The 16,279-nt window shown below is 29.7% G+C and carries 9 protein-coding genes, 2 rRNA genes and 1 other annotated feature; all 11 genes read left to right on the top strand.

Annotation, left to right across the window (positions count from 1 at the left end):
- A 23S ribosomal RNA gene (locus tag EIH23_RS14285) occupies positions 1 to 127 on the top strand; the annotation flags it as partial.
- An 84-nt stretch (positions 128 to 211) separates the two neighbouring features.
- A 5S ribosomal RNA gene (gene rrf, locus EIH23_RS14290) occupies positions 212 to 328 on the top strand.
- Positions 329 to 673: 345 nt separating this feature from the next.
- The gene (locus EIH23_RS14295; RefSeq protein WP_122641104.1) at positions 674 to 4,105 is read left to right on the top strand and encodes a pyruvate carboxylase; all 3,432 of its coding nucleotides are present in this window, start codon (positions 674 to 676) and stop codon (positions 4,103 to 4,105) included.
- Between the two features lie 374 nt (positions 4,106 to 4,479).
- Complete coding sequence (locus EIH23_RS14300) at positions 4,480 to 6,417, top strand: elongation factor G (RefSeq protein WP_122641105.1); 1,938 nt, start codon at positions 4,480 to 4,482, stop codon at positions 6,415 to 6,417.
- A gap of 191 nt (positions 6,418 to 6,608) precedes the next feature.
- A complete protein-coding gene (locus EIH23_RS14305; protein WP_122641106.1) occupies positions 6,609 to 9,062 on the top strand; it encodes an ATP-dependent Clp protease ATP-binding subunit in 2,454 nt (817 codons plus the stop codon).
- Positions 9,063 to 9,187: 125 nt separating this feature from the next.
- Positions 9,188 to 10,561, top strand: a complete 1,374-nt coding sequence (gene radA, locus EIH23_RS14310; protein ID WP_122641107.1) for a DNA repair protein RadA — start codon at positions 9,188 to 9,190, stop codon at positions 10,559 to 10,561.
- A 2-nt stretch (positions 10,562 to 10,563) separates the two neighbouring features.
- A complete protein-coding gene (gene disA, locus EIH23_RS14315) occupies positions 10,564 to 11,634 on the top strand; it encodes a DNA integrity scanning diadenylate cyclase DisA (RefSeq protein ID WP_122641108.1) in 1,071 nt (356 codons plus the stop codon).
- Between the two features lie 84 nt (positions 11,635 to 11,718).
- Complete coding sequence (locus EIH23_RS14320) at positions 11,719 to 12,813, top strand: PIN/TRAM domain-containing protein (protein ID WP_122641109.1); 1,095 nt, start codon at positions 11,719 to 11,721, stop codon at positions 12,811 to 12,813.
- A 176-nt stretch (positions 12,814 to 12,989) separates the two neighbouring features.
- Positions 12,990 to 13,676, top strand: coding sequence for a 2-C-methyl-D-erythritol 4-phosphate cytidylyltransferase (ispD, locus tag EIH23_RS14325; protein ID WP_122641110.1), 687 nt, complete (start codon positions 12,990 to 12,992; stop codon positions 13,674 to 13,676).
- 18 nt (positions 13,677 to 13,694) lie between these two features.
- Positions 13,695 to 14,174: a 2-C-methyl-D-erythritol 2,4-cyclodiphosphate synthase gene (gene ispF / locus EIH23_RS14330; RefSeq protein WP_122641111.1), complete on the top strand. Its 480-nt coding sequence runs from the start codon at positions 13,695 to 13,697 to the stop codon at positions 14,172 to 14,174.
- Positions 14,175 to 14,237: 63 nt separating this feature from the next.
- Positions 14,238 to 14,444 (top strand) — a binding site (T-box leader).
- Positions 14,445 to 14,518: 74 nt separating this feature from the next.
- Positions 14,519 to 16,234 (top strand): proline--tRNA ligase, encoded by a 1,716-nt coding sequence (locus tag EIH23_RS14335; protein ID WP_122641112.1) that lies wholly within the window; start codon positions 14,519 to 14,521, stop codon positions 16,232 to 16,234.
- The last annotated feature ends 45 nt before the right edge of the window (positions 16,235 to 16,279 follow it).

A 16,279-nucleotide genomic window follows, 5' to 3' on the forward strand; every position in this document is an offset into this window, starting at 1 on the left:
GACTTCAAGATAAGATTTCCCACCGTAAGGGTAAGACCCCAGGAAGACTACCTGGTTGATAGGTCGAAGGTGTAAGTGCAGTAATGTATTTAGCTTATCGATACTAATAGGTCGAGGACTTGACCAATAAATTTAAATGATAAATCAATAAATGATATGCAGTTTTTAGAGTATTAACTCTAAAACTTAATATAAGTTAATCGAAAGATTATGTGGTTATTATAGCAAAGAGGATACACCTGTTCCCATTCCGAACACAGAAGTTAAGCTCTTTAGCGCTGATGGTACTCGGAGGGCAACCTCCCGGGAGAGTAAGACGTAGCCACGTAATCTTTTTTATTATATTTAAATAATCATTAAAAAAGAGAGGAAATTACCTCTCTTTTTTAATTTTTTTTATTTTCATGTCATATAAATTATACATATACTATCTTCTTATTTTTAAATTAGTAAAAAATATAAACTTTTATAGTTTATTAAATAAAATCAAAATTTTATTATCGTTAAATATACTTAAATATATATAGGTATTTTAAAAAGATGCAAACTTAAAGTTATTTACTTTTACAAATTTATATTATTAATTAAGGAAGTTGAATGATTATATTCAAAATTCTGTAAATTTAGATTATAATCTTTAATATTATTAAAGATTATAATAAGGGGGAATATTATGCTGAAAGGATTTAAGAAAGTATTAGTAGCGAATAGAGGAGAGATTGCTATAAGAGTATTTAGGGCATGTTCTGAGTTAGGTATAAAAAGTGTGGGAATATACAGTAAAGAAGATAAATATAGCTTATTTAGAACAAAAGCAGATGAATCATATATGATAGGTGAAGGAAAAGGTCCAGTTGATGCTTACTTAGATATGGATGGAATAATAGAGCTTGCTAAAAGTAAGAATGTTGATGCTATACACCCTGGATATGGTTTTTTATCTGAAAATCCTGAATTTGTACGTAAATGTGAAGAAAATGGCATAACATTTATCGGTCCAACTGCAGAAATAATGAATATGATGGGAGATAAGATAAATTCAAAAAAAATAGCTAAAGAAGTAAATGTTCCGACTATACCTGGAATTAATAAACCTATAGAAAGTGCAAAAGAAGCTAAGGAAGTAGCTGCACAAATTGGATATCCAGTTATGTTAAAAGCCTCTAATGGTGGTGGCGGAAGAGGCATGAGGGTTGTTTATAATGAAGATAAAATAGAGTTTGAATATCAAACTGTATGTAGCGAATCTAGAAAGGCTTTTGGCGAAGATGTTATATTTATAGAAAAATATGTTGTTGATCCAAAGCATATAGAAGTTCAAATACTAGGAGATAAATACGGAAATATTGTACACCTTCATGAAAGAGATTGCTCTGTACAAAGAAGACACCAAAAGATAATAGAGTATGCACCAGCTTTTTCCTTAGCAAAAGAGCTTAGAGATAGTATTTGTAATGATGCTTTGAAGATAGCTAAGCATGTAGGCTATATTAATGCTGGAACATTAGAATTTTTAGTAGATTCTAGTGGAAAATACTATTTCATAGAGATGAATCCTAGAATACAGGTTGAACATACTGTGACAGAAATGGTTACAGGTATAGATATAGTACAAAGCCAAATACTTATAGCCCAAGGTTATAGATTAGATAGCGATAAAATTAATATAAAATCCCAAGATGATGTTAAGTTAATGGGGTACTCAATACAAGCAAGAATAACAACTGAAGATCCAGAGAATAACTTTATGCCTGATACAGGTAAAATTCAAGTATATAGAACAGGATCAGGATTCGGGATAAGGTTAGATGGTGGAAATGGATTTACAGGTGCTGAAATAAGCCCATATTATGATAGTTTACTTGTAAAGACAATATCTTTCGATAGAACGTTTCAAGGTGCTATTAACAAGACGATTAGATCTATAAAAGAAATAAGAATAAGGGGTGTTAAAACAAATATAGGATTTTTAAATAATGTATTAAAAAATCCTATATTTAAAGAAGGTAAGTGTAGTACTAAATTTATAGATGAAAATCCAGAGTTATTTGAAATAAAGAAGGGAAAAGATAGGGGAACGAAATTATTACAATTTATTGGAAATATAGTAGTAAATGATAATAAATGCAAAGAAAAGCCAGTATTTGATCAGATTCATAAACCTCATATTAAAGATAATATACCTAAAATAGAAGGTAGCAAAAATTTATTTGATAGACTAGGAAAAGATAATTATATAGAAAAAATAAAGAATGAAAAGAAATTATTATTAACTGATACTACGATGAGAGATGCTCATCAATCATTACTTGCAACTAGGTTTAGAACATATGATTTTTTACAAGTAGCACATCCTACAAATGAATATATGAAAGATCTATTTTCATTAGAGATGTGGGGAGGAGCTACATTTGATGTTGCTTATAGATTTTTAAATGAATCTCCATGGATAAGATTACAAAAACTAAGAAAAGAAATACCTGATATAATGTTTCAAATGTTATTTAGAGCTTCTAATGGAGTTGGATATACTAATTATCCAGATAATGTAATAAAAGAATTCTTAAAAGAGTCAGCAAGGCAAGGTATAGATGTGTTTAGAATATTTGATTCACTAAACTGGGTAGAGAATATGAAGTTGTCAATAGATACAGCTTTAAATACTGGAAAAATTGTTGAGGCAAGTATATGTTATACCGGCGATGTTCTAAATCTAGAAAAAACTAAATATGATTTAGAGTATTATATAAAAATGGCTAAAGAACTAGAAGCATTAGGATCAGATATAATCTGTATTAAAGATATGGCAGGACTACTTAAACCACAAGCTGCGTATATACTAATAAAGGCTTTAAAAGAAAATGTTAAAGCACCTATACACCTTCATACACACGATACAAGTGGAAATGGTGTGGCAACATGTTTAATGGCATCACAAGCAGGTGTAGATATAGTTGATGGAGCATTAGAAACTATGTCGGGTCTTACAAGTCAGCCATCATTAAATGCTATAGTAGAAGCACTTAAATTTACAGAGAGGGATACAAATATTGATTTATATGGGTATAGAGAAATTGGAAACTATTATGCTGATTTAAGAAAATTATACAAACGATTTGAAAGCGGGTTGTCAAATTCTTGTTCAGAAATATATGAATATGAAATACCTGGTGGTCAATATTCTAATTTAAAACCTCAAGCTGATAGCCTAGGATTAGTGGGTAGATTTGAAGAAGTTAAAGAAAAATATAAAGAGGCTAATGAAGTAGTTGGTGACATAATAAAGGTAACCCCATCATCAAAAGTAGTTGGTGATTTAGCAATATTTATGACTAAAAATAATTTAACAAAAGATAACATAATAGAAGAAGGTAAAAAGCTATCATTTCCAGATTCAGTAGTGGATTTCTGTAAAGGAATGATAGGTCAACCAGAGGGTGGTATACCTAAAGAATTACAAAAAGTGGTTTTAAAAGGAGAAGAATCTATAAATGTTAGACCTGGTTTATTAATACCAAAATTTGACTTTATAAATAAAAAAAGATATTTAGATAAAAAATTTAATATAAAATCCAATATAAGAAACGCGCTAAGCTATTCGTTATATCCTAGAGTATATGAAGATTACTTAAAGCATTTTCAAGAATATAGTGATATTTCTAAATTAGATAGTGAAGTGTTTTTTCATGGCTTAAATAGAGGTGAAGAATGTGATGTTGAAATAGAAGAAGGTAAAGTCCTAAGTATTAAATTAATGGGAATAGGTAAAGTAAAAGAGAATGGGTACAGAACAGTATTATTTGAGTTAAATGGAATGTCTAGAAAGATAGAAATTAAAGATAACAATTTCTCTGGAGAAATAAACCAAGTTATAAAGGCAGATATTGATAATCCATTACAAATAGGAGCAAGTATTCCTGGTAAGGTTATAAAAATATTAGTTGAAGAAGGAGATGAAGTAAAAGAACATGAACCACTGATAATTATAGAAGCTATGAAGATGGAAACTAATATAGTATCTAGAGCAAATGGAAAGATAAAATCAATTAAGGTAAGTGAAAATGACATAGTAGGGGATTCTCAGTTATTGATTGAAATGGAGTAGCAATTAAAAACTCTATATAGATTAAGCATTGGATTCTATATAGAGTTTTTACTATAAAAAAATGATTTTTATATAATTAGTAGAATAGTATTTAATATAAATAACTAATTATTAATATTTTAATTCTACTTATTTCTCAGGAAATATAGAGCTTTACGTTAAATAACTAAATAAAAACAGGATAAATATATACTATAAAGTGAATAATTCTTTATGAGGATACTAATAAATATATTTTAATTAAGGTTAAGGCGTATAGCGGGAATGTTATATCATTTAAATAAATTCACCACCTGCAAATACAAAAATTTTAAATTATTTAATAAAATATTTTAAATAAGATTTTGTATAAATTAAAAAAGGTAGGTGCCTATATGAAAATATATGATAGTAACATGTTAAGAAATATAGCAATATTGGGACATAGTGGATGTGGAAAAACAAACTTAATTGAAGCAATATCATATACATCAAATTTAACAAAAAAAATACCTAATTTAACCGATAAAACTAATATGACTTATAGAATGAATTTAGTACCTGTTGAGTATGGCGATTATAAGTTTAATCTATTAGACACTCCGGGATATTTTGATTTTACTGGAGAAGTTATATCATCTCTTAGAGCAAGTGATGCAGCTGTTATAGTGATAGATGCTACCACTCCTATTCAGGTTGGAACAGAAAAGTCATTAGAACTAACAGAAAATATTCCTAAGATAATGTTTATAAATAAGATAGATAATGAAAAAGCAAGATATAAAGATGCAATAGCAATGTTAAGAGATAAGTATGGAAATAAAGTAATACCTATGATAATACCTATATACAAAGACAAAAAATTTATTAGACTACATAATATTTTTGAGAGTATGGATGATTTAGAGAATGAATTTAAAACAGAAGCACTAACTGTAAAAGATGCATTAATGGAATTAATCGCTGAAACAGATGACGAAATTCTAGACAAATACTTTAGTGGAGAAGAATTAACATCATTAGAGATTCAAAAAGGAATTACAATTGGGATGCAAAGAGGAGATATAATACCTGTAATTTGTGGTTCAACTATACACAATATAGGAACTAAAGAAATTTTAGAAACAGTATCTTCTTACTTAAATCCTAAGTATAAAAGTAATGCTGGTGGATTTGAAGGGATCATATTTAAAACAATAGCAGACCCATTTAAAGGTAAGATATCATATTTAAAAGTAACTCGTGGAGAAATAGTATCAGGTATAGATGTATATAATGTAAATAAATCAATAAAAGAAAAAATAGACACGTTATATATTATAAAAAATGGAGATTTAGAAGAAATTGATAAGGCAGAATGTGGAGATATAGTAGTTTTAACTAAACTAAACTCATTACAAACTGGGGATACTTTATCTATTAACAAGGAAGGTGAACCACTAGAAAAAATTAATTTACCAAAACCTCAAATATATTATGCTATAGTACCTAAAAATAAAGGTGATGAGGAAAAAATAAGTGCAGCATTAAATAAAATAGTCGAAGAAGATCCTACTATAAGTTGGTATAGAAATTCAGAAACTAAACAAGCCCTTATAGGAGGGCAAGGAGAGCTTCACATAAATACTGTGAAGAATAGAATGAGAGAAAAGTTTGGAGTAGATGTTGAATTAGATGACCTTAAAGTAGCATATAGAGAAACAATTAAAGGATCTGCGGATGTTCAAGGTAAACATAAAAAACAATCTGGAGGTCATGGACAGTATGGTGATGTAAAGATTAAATTTGAAAGAGGAAATAAAGACTTTGAATTTGGAGAAGAAATTTTTGGTGGATCTGTTCCAAAACAATATATACCAGCAGTTGAAAAGGGTTTAAGAGACTCTATGATGAAAGGTATTTTAGCTGGATTCCCTGTTACTAATATAAAAGCAACCCTTTATGATGGATCTTATCATGATGTAGACTCTTCAGAAATGGCATTTAAAATGGCAGCTAATATAGCGTTCAAAAAAGGAATGGAAGAAGCAGAACCTATTTTACTAGAACCAATAATGAAATTAAAAATTACTATTCCAGAAGAATATATGGGAGATGTGATGGGAGATATAAGTAAAAGAAGAGGTAAGATATTAGGAATGGAGCCTGATAATAGAGGCAAACAAATCATATATGCAGAAGCTCCACAGGCAGAAACATTTAAATATGCGATAGATCTAAGATCAATGACTCAAGGTAGGGGATATTTTGAAATGGAGCTAGAAAAGTATGAAGAAGTTCCAGACTCTATTGCTGAGAAGATAATATCAAGTGCAAATGCTAAAGTACACTAATACTATTTATTTAGATATATTTATATGAAGTAATAAGAAAGTAAATATATAAATATTCTAGTCATTAGCATAAATATTTTTGCTAATGACTAGAATATTTCAAATTATTTTTTTGGTACAGACAGATAATTAATAGTAGATGCATATAGTATAAGTATATCTAAATCTAATATAGAAGGAGGTAAAGATATATGTACTTCAATCGATTTACTCAACGAGCTAAAGCTGCAATTGATTTAGGAATAGATTCAGCTAAAAAGTTAGGGAATAAAGTAGTAGGAAGTGAGCATATACTTTTGGGCCTTCTAAAAGAACAGGAAGGTATAGCGGCTAAAGTACTTACAAAATTAGGTGTGACTGAAGAATACTTAGAAGCAAAGATTATTGAATTAGAAGGTAAAAATGATGCAGTAACGGAAGAAGTAACACTAAGTCCACGAACTAAGCAAATACTAGAGCTTTCAGGTATGTTTGCTAATAAATTAAAAACAAACTATATAGGTACAGAACATATATTATTAGCAATTGCTCAAGAAGGTGAAGGTATAGGTATAAAAATATTAAATTATTCTGGAATAAGTCAGAGAGACATAGTTCAATTAATAATAGAGATGATGGGAATAGAATCATACTCAGTCCAAGTTAGCAATGAAGTTAGTTATACAAATAATGAGGAGGTTCCATCATCTAAGTTATTAGATAAGTATGGAAAAAATTTAACTTTATTCGCTAAACAGAATAAGTTAGATCCTGTCATAGGTAGAGAAAAGGAAATACAAAGAATAATTCAAATATTAAGCAGAAGGACAAAAAATAATCCTGTTCTTATAGGAGACCCCGGTGTAGGTAAAACAGCAGTGGTAGAAGGTTTAGCATTAAACATTGCACATGGAAATGTTCCTGAAAATTTAAGAAATAAGTTATTATATACACTAGATATGGGATCATTACTAGCAGGAGCCAAATATAGAGGTGAATTTGAAGAGAGAGTAAAGCAAGTTGTAGATGAAGTAATTAAGAATGGTAGTATAATACTATTTATAGATGAGATGCATACAATGATAGGGGCTGGAGCCACAGGTGAAGGCTCAATAGATGCATCAAATATATTAAAACCAACTTTATCAAGAGGAGATATACAAATTGTAGGAGCAACTACGATTGACGAATATAGAAAGCATGTAGAAAAAGATGCGGCCTTAGAAAGAAGATTTCAACCGATATTAATAAATGAACCAAGTAAAGAAGATAGTATAGATATTTTAAAAGGATTAAGAGATAAATATGAAGCACACCATAAAGTAAAGATAAGTGATGAAGCAATAGAGGCAGCTGTAGATTTATCAATCAGATATATTACAGATAGATTTTTACCAGACAAAGCAATAGATTTAATTGATGAGGCAGCATCTAAGGTTAGACTAAAAGAAAATACACCGCCAATAAGTATAAAAGAATTAGAAGATAAAATAAAAAATATAGATAAAGAAAAAGAAGAAGCTATAAGAGGCCAAGATTTTGAAGAAGCAGCTAAAATTAGAGATGAAGAAGGTAAACTAAAACGAAAACTAGAAAATGTAAAAAGAGATTGGAGAAACGCATCTTCTAAGAATTATGACTTAGTAGATGCAGATGTAGTAGCCGAAGTTGTTGGTTTATGGACTGGAATACCTGTAAATAAAATAGTAGAAGAAGAAGCTGAAAAATTATTACACCTAGATGAAATATTGCACAAAAGAGTTGTTGGACAAAATGAAGCTGTAAATTCAATTTCTAAGGCGATAAGACGATCAAGAGCAGGTTTAAAGGATCCAAACAGACCAATTGGCTCATTTTTATTCTTAGGCCCAACAGGGGTTGGTAAAACCGAATTAAGTAAAGCTTTAGCAGAAGCCCATTTTGGAGATGAAAATCAAATTATAAGAATTGATATGTCAGAATATATGGAAAAACATTCAGTATCAAGGATGATAGGTTCTCCTCCTGGATATATAGGTCATGATGATGGTGGTCAATTAACTGAAAAGGTAAGAAAGCAACCATACTCTGTAGTGTTATTTGATGAAATAGAAAAAGCCCATCCAGATGTTTTTAATATATTATTACAAATATTAGATGAAGGAAGACTTACAGACTCTAAAGGTAGATCTGTTGATTTTAAAAACACAATTATAATAATGACATCTAATGTTGGGGCAACTAAAATTAAGCATCAAAAAACTCTAGGATTTAGTACAATAAGCGATAATGAAAAATCAAAAGATGAGTATGAGAAAATGAAAGAATGCATAATGGTTGAGTTAAAGAAACAATTTAGACCTGAATTTTTAAATAGAATAGATGATATAATTGTATTCCACGCATTAAGTGAAGAACATATAGCTAAAATCGTAGTATTAATGGCAGATAAAGTAATTAAAAGATTAAAAAATATGGAAATTAATTTAGAAATGAAAGAAGATGCAATAAGTTTAATAGCTAAAGCAGGTATAGATTTAGAGTATGGTGCAAGACCACTAAAAAGAGCAATACAAAAAGAATTGGAGGATCAGTTATCTGAAGCAATATTGAAAGGTGAGATAAAAAAAGGAAACTCTGTAATAGCAACAATTAAAAATAATAAAGTGGTTTTTGTCACAAAATAGTAGTAATATAATAAGAGGAGTAAAACTCCTCTATTTTTGTAAAAAAATTTAAATACATTTACATATTATTCCATGCAAATGTTAAAATTATATAGTACAATAGTAAATTAAGGGTGATTTAAAAAATGGCAAAAATTAGAACAAAATATGTATGTCAAGAGTGTGGATATGAAACTAGTAAATGGTTGGGAAAATGTCCAGAATGCACAAAATGGAATACATTTGTAGAAGAAATAGAACAAAAGAATTCAAGAAAAGAAGTTTTTATTATAGATAAATCTTCATCAAAGCCTGTGAATATAAATGCTATAGAAACTAAAGAAGAAGAAAGATTTTCTACAGAGATAGCAGAATTAGATAGAGTTCTTGGTGGAGGAATTGTAAAAGGATCATTGGTACTTGTAGGAGGAGACCCTGGAATAGGTAAATCAACTCTTTTAATTCAAGTATCAAGTAATGTAGCAAATGCAGGAAGAAAAGTTTTATATATATCAGGAGAAGAATCTGAGTCTCAAATTAAGATGAGAGCAAAAAGATTAGGAATTAATTCCGATAATTTATATATATTTGCAGAAAATAACTTAAGTATAATAGAAGCAAACCTAGATACAATAAGTCCGGATTTAATCATAGTAGACTCAATACAAACAGTATATAGCCCAGAAATTGCTTCAGCGCCAGGGACTGTTAGTCAGATTAAAGAAGGTACTGCTAAGTTTATGAAAATTTCTAAAAAAATGGGTATATCTACTTTTGTAGTTGGACATGTAACAAAAGAAGGATCTTTAGCAGGTCCTAAGTTATTAGAGCATATGGTTGATACTGTAATATATTTTGAAGGGGAAAGATACAATACTTATAGATTAGTTAGGGCTGTAAAAAATAGATTTGGATCTACTAATGAGCTAGGAGTATTTGAGATGAGAGATTTAGGATTAGTAGAGCTTGATAATCCATCAAAAGTATTAATATCTGAAAAACCAAAAGACGTTGCAGGATCAGTAATTATATCTACTGTAGAAGGTACAAGACCAATGTTATTGGAATTACAAGCATTAGTATCTCCAACTAGTTTTGGAATAGCCAAAAGAACAGCTACAGGAGTTGATTTTAATAGAGTAGCCTTGTTGTTAGCAGTACTTGAAAAGCGTGTAGGTCTACAAATACAAAATCAAGATGTGTATATAAATGTTGTAGGAGGAATAAAGATTAATGAACCTTCTATAGATATGGGAATAATACTTGCGGTAGCATCTAGCTTTAGGAATATACCAGTATCAGAAGACGTAGTGGTAACGGGAGAAGTTGGGTTAACAGGAGAGGTAAGAGCAGTTAGCTTTATAGAAAAAAGAATTGCAGAGTGTAAAAAGCTAGGTTTTAAAAAGATAATTATTCCTAGAAATAATTATGATGCAGTTAAAGAAGTAACAGGGATAGATATTATTCCTGTAGATAATTTAAGACAAGCTATTAATATAGTGCTAGGGGGGAATAGATAGTAATGGATAATTTCCTAAGCAATAAAGAAATATTACAAGCATTAAAAATGATATCTCCAGGAACACAACTGAGACAAGGACTGGACAATGTTTTAAAGGCTAAAACTGGTGGTCTTATAGTAATTGCTACAAATGAAGAAATAATGGATGTTGTAGATGGTGGATTTGCCATAAATGCAGAATACTCTCCAGCATATGTTTATGAGTTAGCAAAAATGGATGGTGCTATAGTTATTAGTGGAGATACTAAAAAGATATTATATGCGAATGCGCAACTTATACCAGATTACTCAATTCCTACATCGGAAACAGGAACTAGACATAGAACAGCGGAAAGAGTGGCTAAGCAAACAGGGGCTATTGTTATAGCAATTTCACAAAGACGAAATATAATAACTGTTTATCAAGGTGAATACAAATATGTAGTGGAAGAAATATCTAAAATATTTACAAAAGCTAATCAAGCAATACAAACTTTAGAAAAGTATAAGGCTGTTTTAGATCAGGCTGTAATAAGTCTTAATGCATTAGAATTTAAGGATTTAGTTACTATTTATGATGTTGCTTTAGTTATACAAAAGATGGAAATGGTTATGAGAATTACTAACATAATAGAGAATTATGTGATAGAATTAGGTGTAGAAGGTAACTTAGTGAGCATGCAATTAGAAGAGTTAATGGGTACAGCTAGAATAGATCAGAAGCTTATATTCAAGGATTACAAGAGAGAAGATTTAGGAATTACAGACTTTAATAAAAAAATGAGAAGCTTAAGCGATGAAGAACTTATAGACTTAGCAAATATGGCTAGGATATTAGGATACAGTGGATTCTCTGAAAGTATGGATATGGCAATAAGACCTAGAGGATACAGAATACTTAATAAGATACACAGATTACCTGCAACAATAATTGAAAATTTAGTTAATTATTTTGATAATTTCCAGGAAATTGTAAGAGCTTCAATTGAAGAGCTTGATGAGGTAGAAGGTATAGGAGAAATAAGAGCGACTTATATAAAAAATGGACTTATAAAAATGCAGCAGTTAGTATTATTAGATAGGCATATATAAAAGATGTTACAACTTTGTTATTGAATAAAAGAAATAAGTTAGAATATAATGAAGATATTAAATAGATAACTAGGGGGTGAAATTTTGATACGAAGAATAATAAGGGCACTCATAGGAATTGCCGGTTTTGTATTAGGATTTGCTACATACTTAGCGTTAATGGAAAATATCGAATTTTTAAAATTTGGAAATATAGTATATGGATATATAGCATCGATTGGTGTAGGAGCAATATTAGGATTTGTGTTTTATAAGTTAGAACCTTGGGTTGTAAATAAAACTAAAGAATTAGTAAAAATATTGGATACTGAAATGTCAAAGTATCCTCAAACAGACATATTATTAGGAGCTATAGGTCTTATAATTGGTTTAGTTATTGCATACTTAATAGTTGGATTAATAAATACAATAGTAAGAATACCATTAATAAATGGAGTTTTAGCATTAATAACGTACATATTCATGGGATATTTAGGAATAAGAATATCTCTTAAAAGTAGAGATGATTTATTTAATATAAATAAGCTTGCTAGATTATCAAATAGCATAAAAGATAAAAGTGGCAAAAAAGAAGTTAATAAAGGTATACCTGTAAAAGTATTAGATACTAGTGTAATTATAGATGGAAGAATAGCTGATATCTGTAAAACTGGATTTATAGAAGGTAAATTAATTATACCTAAGTTTGTTTTAAATGAATTACAACATATAGCAGACTCTTCAGATGACTTAAAAAGAGTTAGAGGAAGAAGAGGACTTGATATATTAAATATTATTCAAAAAGAGTTGGATATAGAAGTTGAAATAAGTGAAACAGACTTTGATGATATTCCTGAAGTTGATAGTAAATTATTAAAATTAGCTCAAGTTTTAGGTGGTAAGGTAGTTACAAATGATTATAATCTAAACAAAGTGGCTCAATTTCAAGGCGTTGAAGTATTAAATATAAATGAGTTAGCAAATGCAATAAAACCAGTTGCAATACCTGGAGAAGAAATGGTAGCTCAGGTTGTAAAAGAAGGTAAAGAAGCTAATCAAGGTATAGCATACTTAGATGATGGTACCATGATAGTTGTAGATGGTGGTAGAAAGCATATGGGTGAAACTATAAGAGTTTTAGTTACATCTGTACTTCAAACACCAGCAGGAAGAATGATATTTGGAAAACCTAAAAATTAATTATATTAAAAAGGAGTTATATTAAGAGTTATTGGAGAAATTCTTAGTATAACTCTTTTTTTAATAAGAAAATAAATGATAAAACTAATAAAGATTATATTTTAAAGAAAAGGTCATTTAGGATATAATGAATCAGAGAAGAATGCTTGAATAGTAAGAATTTAAGAGGTGGAATAATGAATAGCGTTATAATTGTAGCTGCTGGAAGCGGCAAAAGAATGAATATGGGTATTAATAAGCAATTTATAAAGTTAAATGAAAAGGAAATAATAGCTCACACTATAGAAACTTTTTATAAAAATGAAAATATAGATGAAATTATTGTATGTATAAAAAAAGAAGAAGAAGAATTTTTTAAGGATAAAATTATAGATAGATATAGTTTTAAAAATATAAAAATAGCCTATGGAGGCAAAGAAAGACAAGATTCAATATATAATGGTCTAAAGCTTATAGATAGTAGGTGTGAAATAGTCTTAATACATGATGGAGCAAGGCCTTTTGTAAGTGAGAGAATAATAAATAATTCTATTAAAGTTGCAAGGGAGAAGAAAGCTGTTGTAGTGGGAATGCCTGTAAAAGATACGATTAAATTCGTTGATGATGGAAGTATAAAAGATACACCTAACAGAGAAAATTTATGGTCAGCTCAAACACCACAAAGTTTTGAATATAAACTTATTATGAGAGCATATGAAGAAGCTTATAAGCATGATTATTACGGTACGGATGATTCTATGCTTGTTGAGAAAATTGGACAACAAGTTACAATGATAATGGGTTCATATGATAATATAAAAATTACTAGTCCAGAAGATATAGGAATTGGAGAACAAATTTTAAACTTACAAAAACATGTATAATTATATAGGAGGTATAATATGAGAATAGGAATAGGATATGATGTTCATAAATTAGTAGAAAATAGAAAGTTAATTATAGGTGGAGTGAATGTTCCACATGAAAAAGGATTATTAGGTCACTCAGATGCTGATGTTTTAACTCATGCAGTTATGGATTCGATATTAGGAGCACTTGCTTTAGGGGATATTGGTAAGCATTTCCCGGATAATGATGAAAAATATAAAGGTGCTGATAGTATAAAATTGTTAGAGTTTGTAAATAATTTAATAAAGAATAAAGGTTATAAAATAAATAATGTAGATTGCACAATAATAGCTCAAAGTCCTAAAATGGCACCTCATATTCAAAAAATGAGAGAAAATTTCGCTAAAGCGTTAGATACAGATATAGATAACATAAATGTAAAAGCAACAACAGAAGAAGGTTTAGGATTTACTGGAGCTAAAGAAGGTATAGCAGCACAAAGTGTATGTACTATTGTAAAAGTTGACAAGTAATATTAAATAATATATTATTATGAATAGATTATTTGATAAAAGTAAATACCATAGTTAATAATATAAAATGCAATTATGAAGAAATAGTAAAAGATGAAATCTTTACAGAGAGGAAACGTGGCTGAGAGTTTCTAAGAGGAAGTTTTTGAACCAGTCTTCTAGCTTAAGAACAGTAACAAGTTCTTACGTTTTGGAGCGTTATATCCTACTTAAGGGAGCCTTATGGCTAATTAGAGTGGTACCGCGGAAAGCTAACCTTCCGTCTCTATATTTATTATAGAGACGGAAGGTTTTTTTGTATTTAAATTTTAAGAATGAATATTTAACCAAGGAGGAAATGTAAAATGAGAATGTCAAAGATGTTAATGCCAACATTAAAAGAAGTTCCATCTGATGCAGAAATAACAAGTCATCAGTTAATGTTAAGAGCAGGGATGATAAGAAAGATGGCTTCAGGAGTGTATAACCAATTACCTATGGGTATAAGAGTTTTTAATAAGATACAAAATATAATAAGAGAAGAAATGAATGCTAAAGGTGCTCAAGAAATACTATGTTCAGGTCTTATACCATCTGAGTTATGGAAAGAGTCTGGTAGATGGGATGTAATGGGACCAGAAATGTTTAGATTAAAAGATAGAAACGAAAGAAGTTACTGTATGGGTCCAACTCATGAAGAAGTTTTTACTGATTTAGTAAGACAAGAAGTTACATCTTATAAGCAACTTCCATTAAATTTATATCAAATACAAGTAAAATATAGAGATGAAAGAAGACCTAGATTTGGTGTTATGAGAACTAAAACTTTCACAATGAAAGATGCATATAGTTTCGATGTAGATCAAGAAGGATTAGATAAGTCATATCAAGATATGTTTGAAGCATATACAAATATATTTGCTAGATGTGAATTAGAAAACAGCCCAGTTCAAGCTGATTCAGGAGCAATGGGTGGATCAGCTTCAGCTGAGTTTATGGTTAAATCAGAAGTTGGAGAAGATGAGATAGTATTCTGTTCAGGATGTGACTATGCTGCTAATATAGAAAAAGCAACTTCAGTAAATCATGAAGCTTCAAATGAAGAAATGAAAGAAATGAAGGAAGTTCATACTCCAGGAGTTCATACAATAGATGAATTAGTAGAATTCTTCAAAGAAGATGCAGGTAAGTTTGCAAAAACTTTAATATACTATGCTGATGGAAAATCTGTAGCAGTAGTAGTAAGAGGAGACAGAGATGTTAATGAAACTAAGGTTGCTAATGCTATAGGTGGAGCTGTAGAGTTTGAGCTTGCTAGCGAAACAACTATAAGAGAAGTAACAGGCGCTGAAGTTGGATTTGCTGGACCAATAGGAATAAAGACTGATTACTTATTAATAGACCAAGAAGTAGTAGATCAAAAAAATGTAGTAATAGGTGCTAATAAGACTGAATACCACATAGAAAATGCTAACTATGGAAGAGACTTTGAAGGTACAGTTGGAGACTTTAGAAACGTTAATGAAGGTGACAAGTGTACAAAGTGTGGTAGCGCTTTAGAAGTTGCTAGAGGTGTTGAAGTTGGACACATATTCAAATTAGGAACTAAATACTCAGAATCTATGGGAGCTACGTTCTTAGATAACAATGGTAAATCTCAACCAATAGTAATGGGATGTTACGGAATTGGTGTAGAAAGAACTGCAGCTGCTGTAATAGAACAACATCATGATGAAAATGGTATAATTTGGCCTTTAGCTATAGCTCCATATCATGTAGTAGTAGTTCCTGTAAACATTAAAAAAGATGAACATAGAGAAAATGCTGAAAAAATATATGAAGAGTTAAAAGCTATGGGCGTAGAAGTGCTATTAGATGATAGAGATGAAAGAGCTGGAGTTAAGTTCAAGGATTCTGAATTAATAGGTATACCAATGAGAATTACTGTAGGTAAAGATATAGTAGATGGAAAAGTTGAATTTAAGTTAAGAAATAGCCAAGATAAAGAAGTTATAGGATTAGATGAAATAAAATCTAAAGTAGAAGCTGAATTTATAAAAAATAATGTTAAATTAGGATAATAATAAGATAGTATATATAATCCACTGTATATGTTAATAATTCTA

It is taken from the genome of Romboutsia sp. Marseille-P6047, assembly GCF_900604535.1.
Lineage (GTDB): Bacteria > Bacillota > Clostridia > Peptostreptococcales > Peptostreptococcaceae > Romboutsia_E.

Bases quoted from the DNA above. Each gene is read 5' to 3' on its own strand.
- EIH23_RS14305 (WP_122641106.1), top strand. From the start codon at position 6,609: ATGTACTTCAATCGATTTACTCAACGAGCTAAAGCTGCAATTGATTTA.
- EIH23_RS14335 (WP_122641112.1), top strand. From the start codon at position 14,519: ATGAGAATGTCAAAGATGTTAATGCCAACATTAAAAGAAGTTCCATCT.
- EIH23_RS14300 (WP_122641105.1), top strand. From the start codon at position 4,480: ATGAAAATATATGATAGTAACATGTTAAGAAATATAGCAATATTGGGA.
- EIH23_RS14295 (WP_122641104.1), top strand. From the start codon at position 674: ATGCTGAAAGGATTTAAGAAAGTATTAGTAGCGAATAGAGGAGAGATT.
- ispF (WP_122641111.1), top strand. From the start codon at position 13,695: ATGAGAATAGGAATAGGATATGATGTTCATAAATTAGTAGAAAATAGA.
- radA (WP_122641107.1), top strand. From the start codon at position 9,188: ATGGCAAAAATTAGAACAAAATATGTATGTCAAGAGTGTGGATATGAA.
- ispD (WP_122641110.1), top strand. From the start codon at position 12,990: ATGAATAGCGTTATAATTGTAGCTGCTGGAAGCGGCAAAAGAATGAAT.
- disA (WP_122641108.1), top strand. From the start codon at position 10,564: ATGGATAATTTCCTAAGCAATAAAGAAATATTACAAGCATTAAAAATG.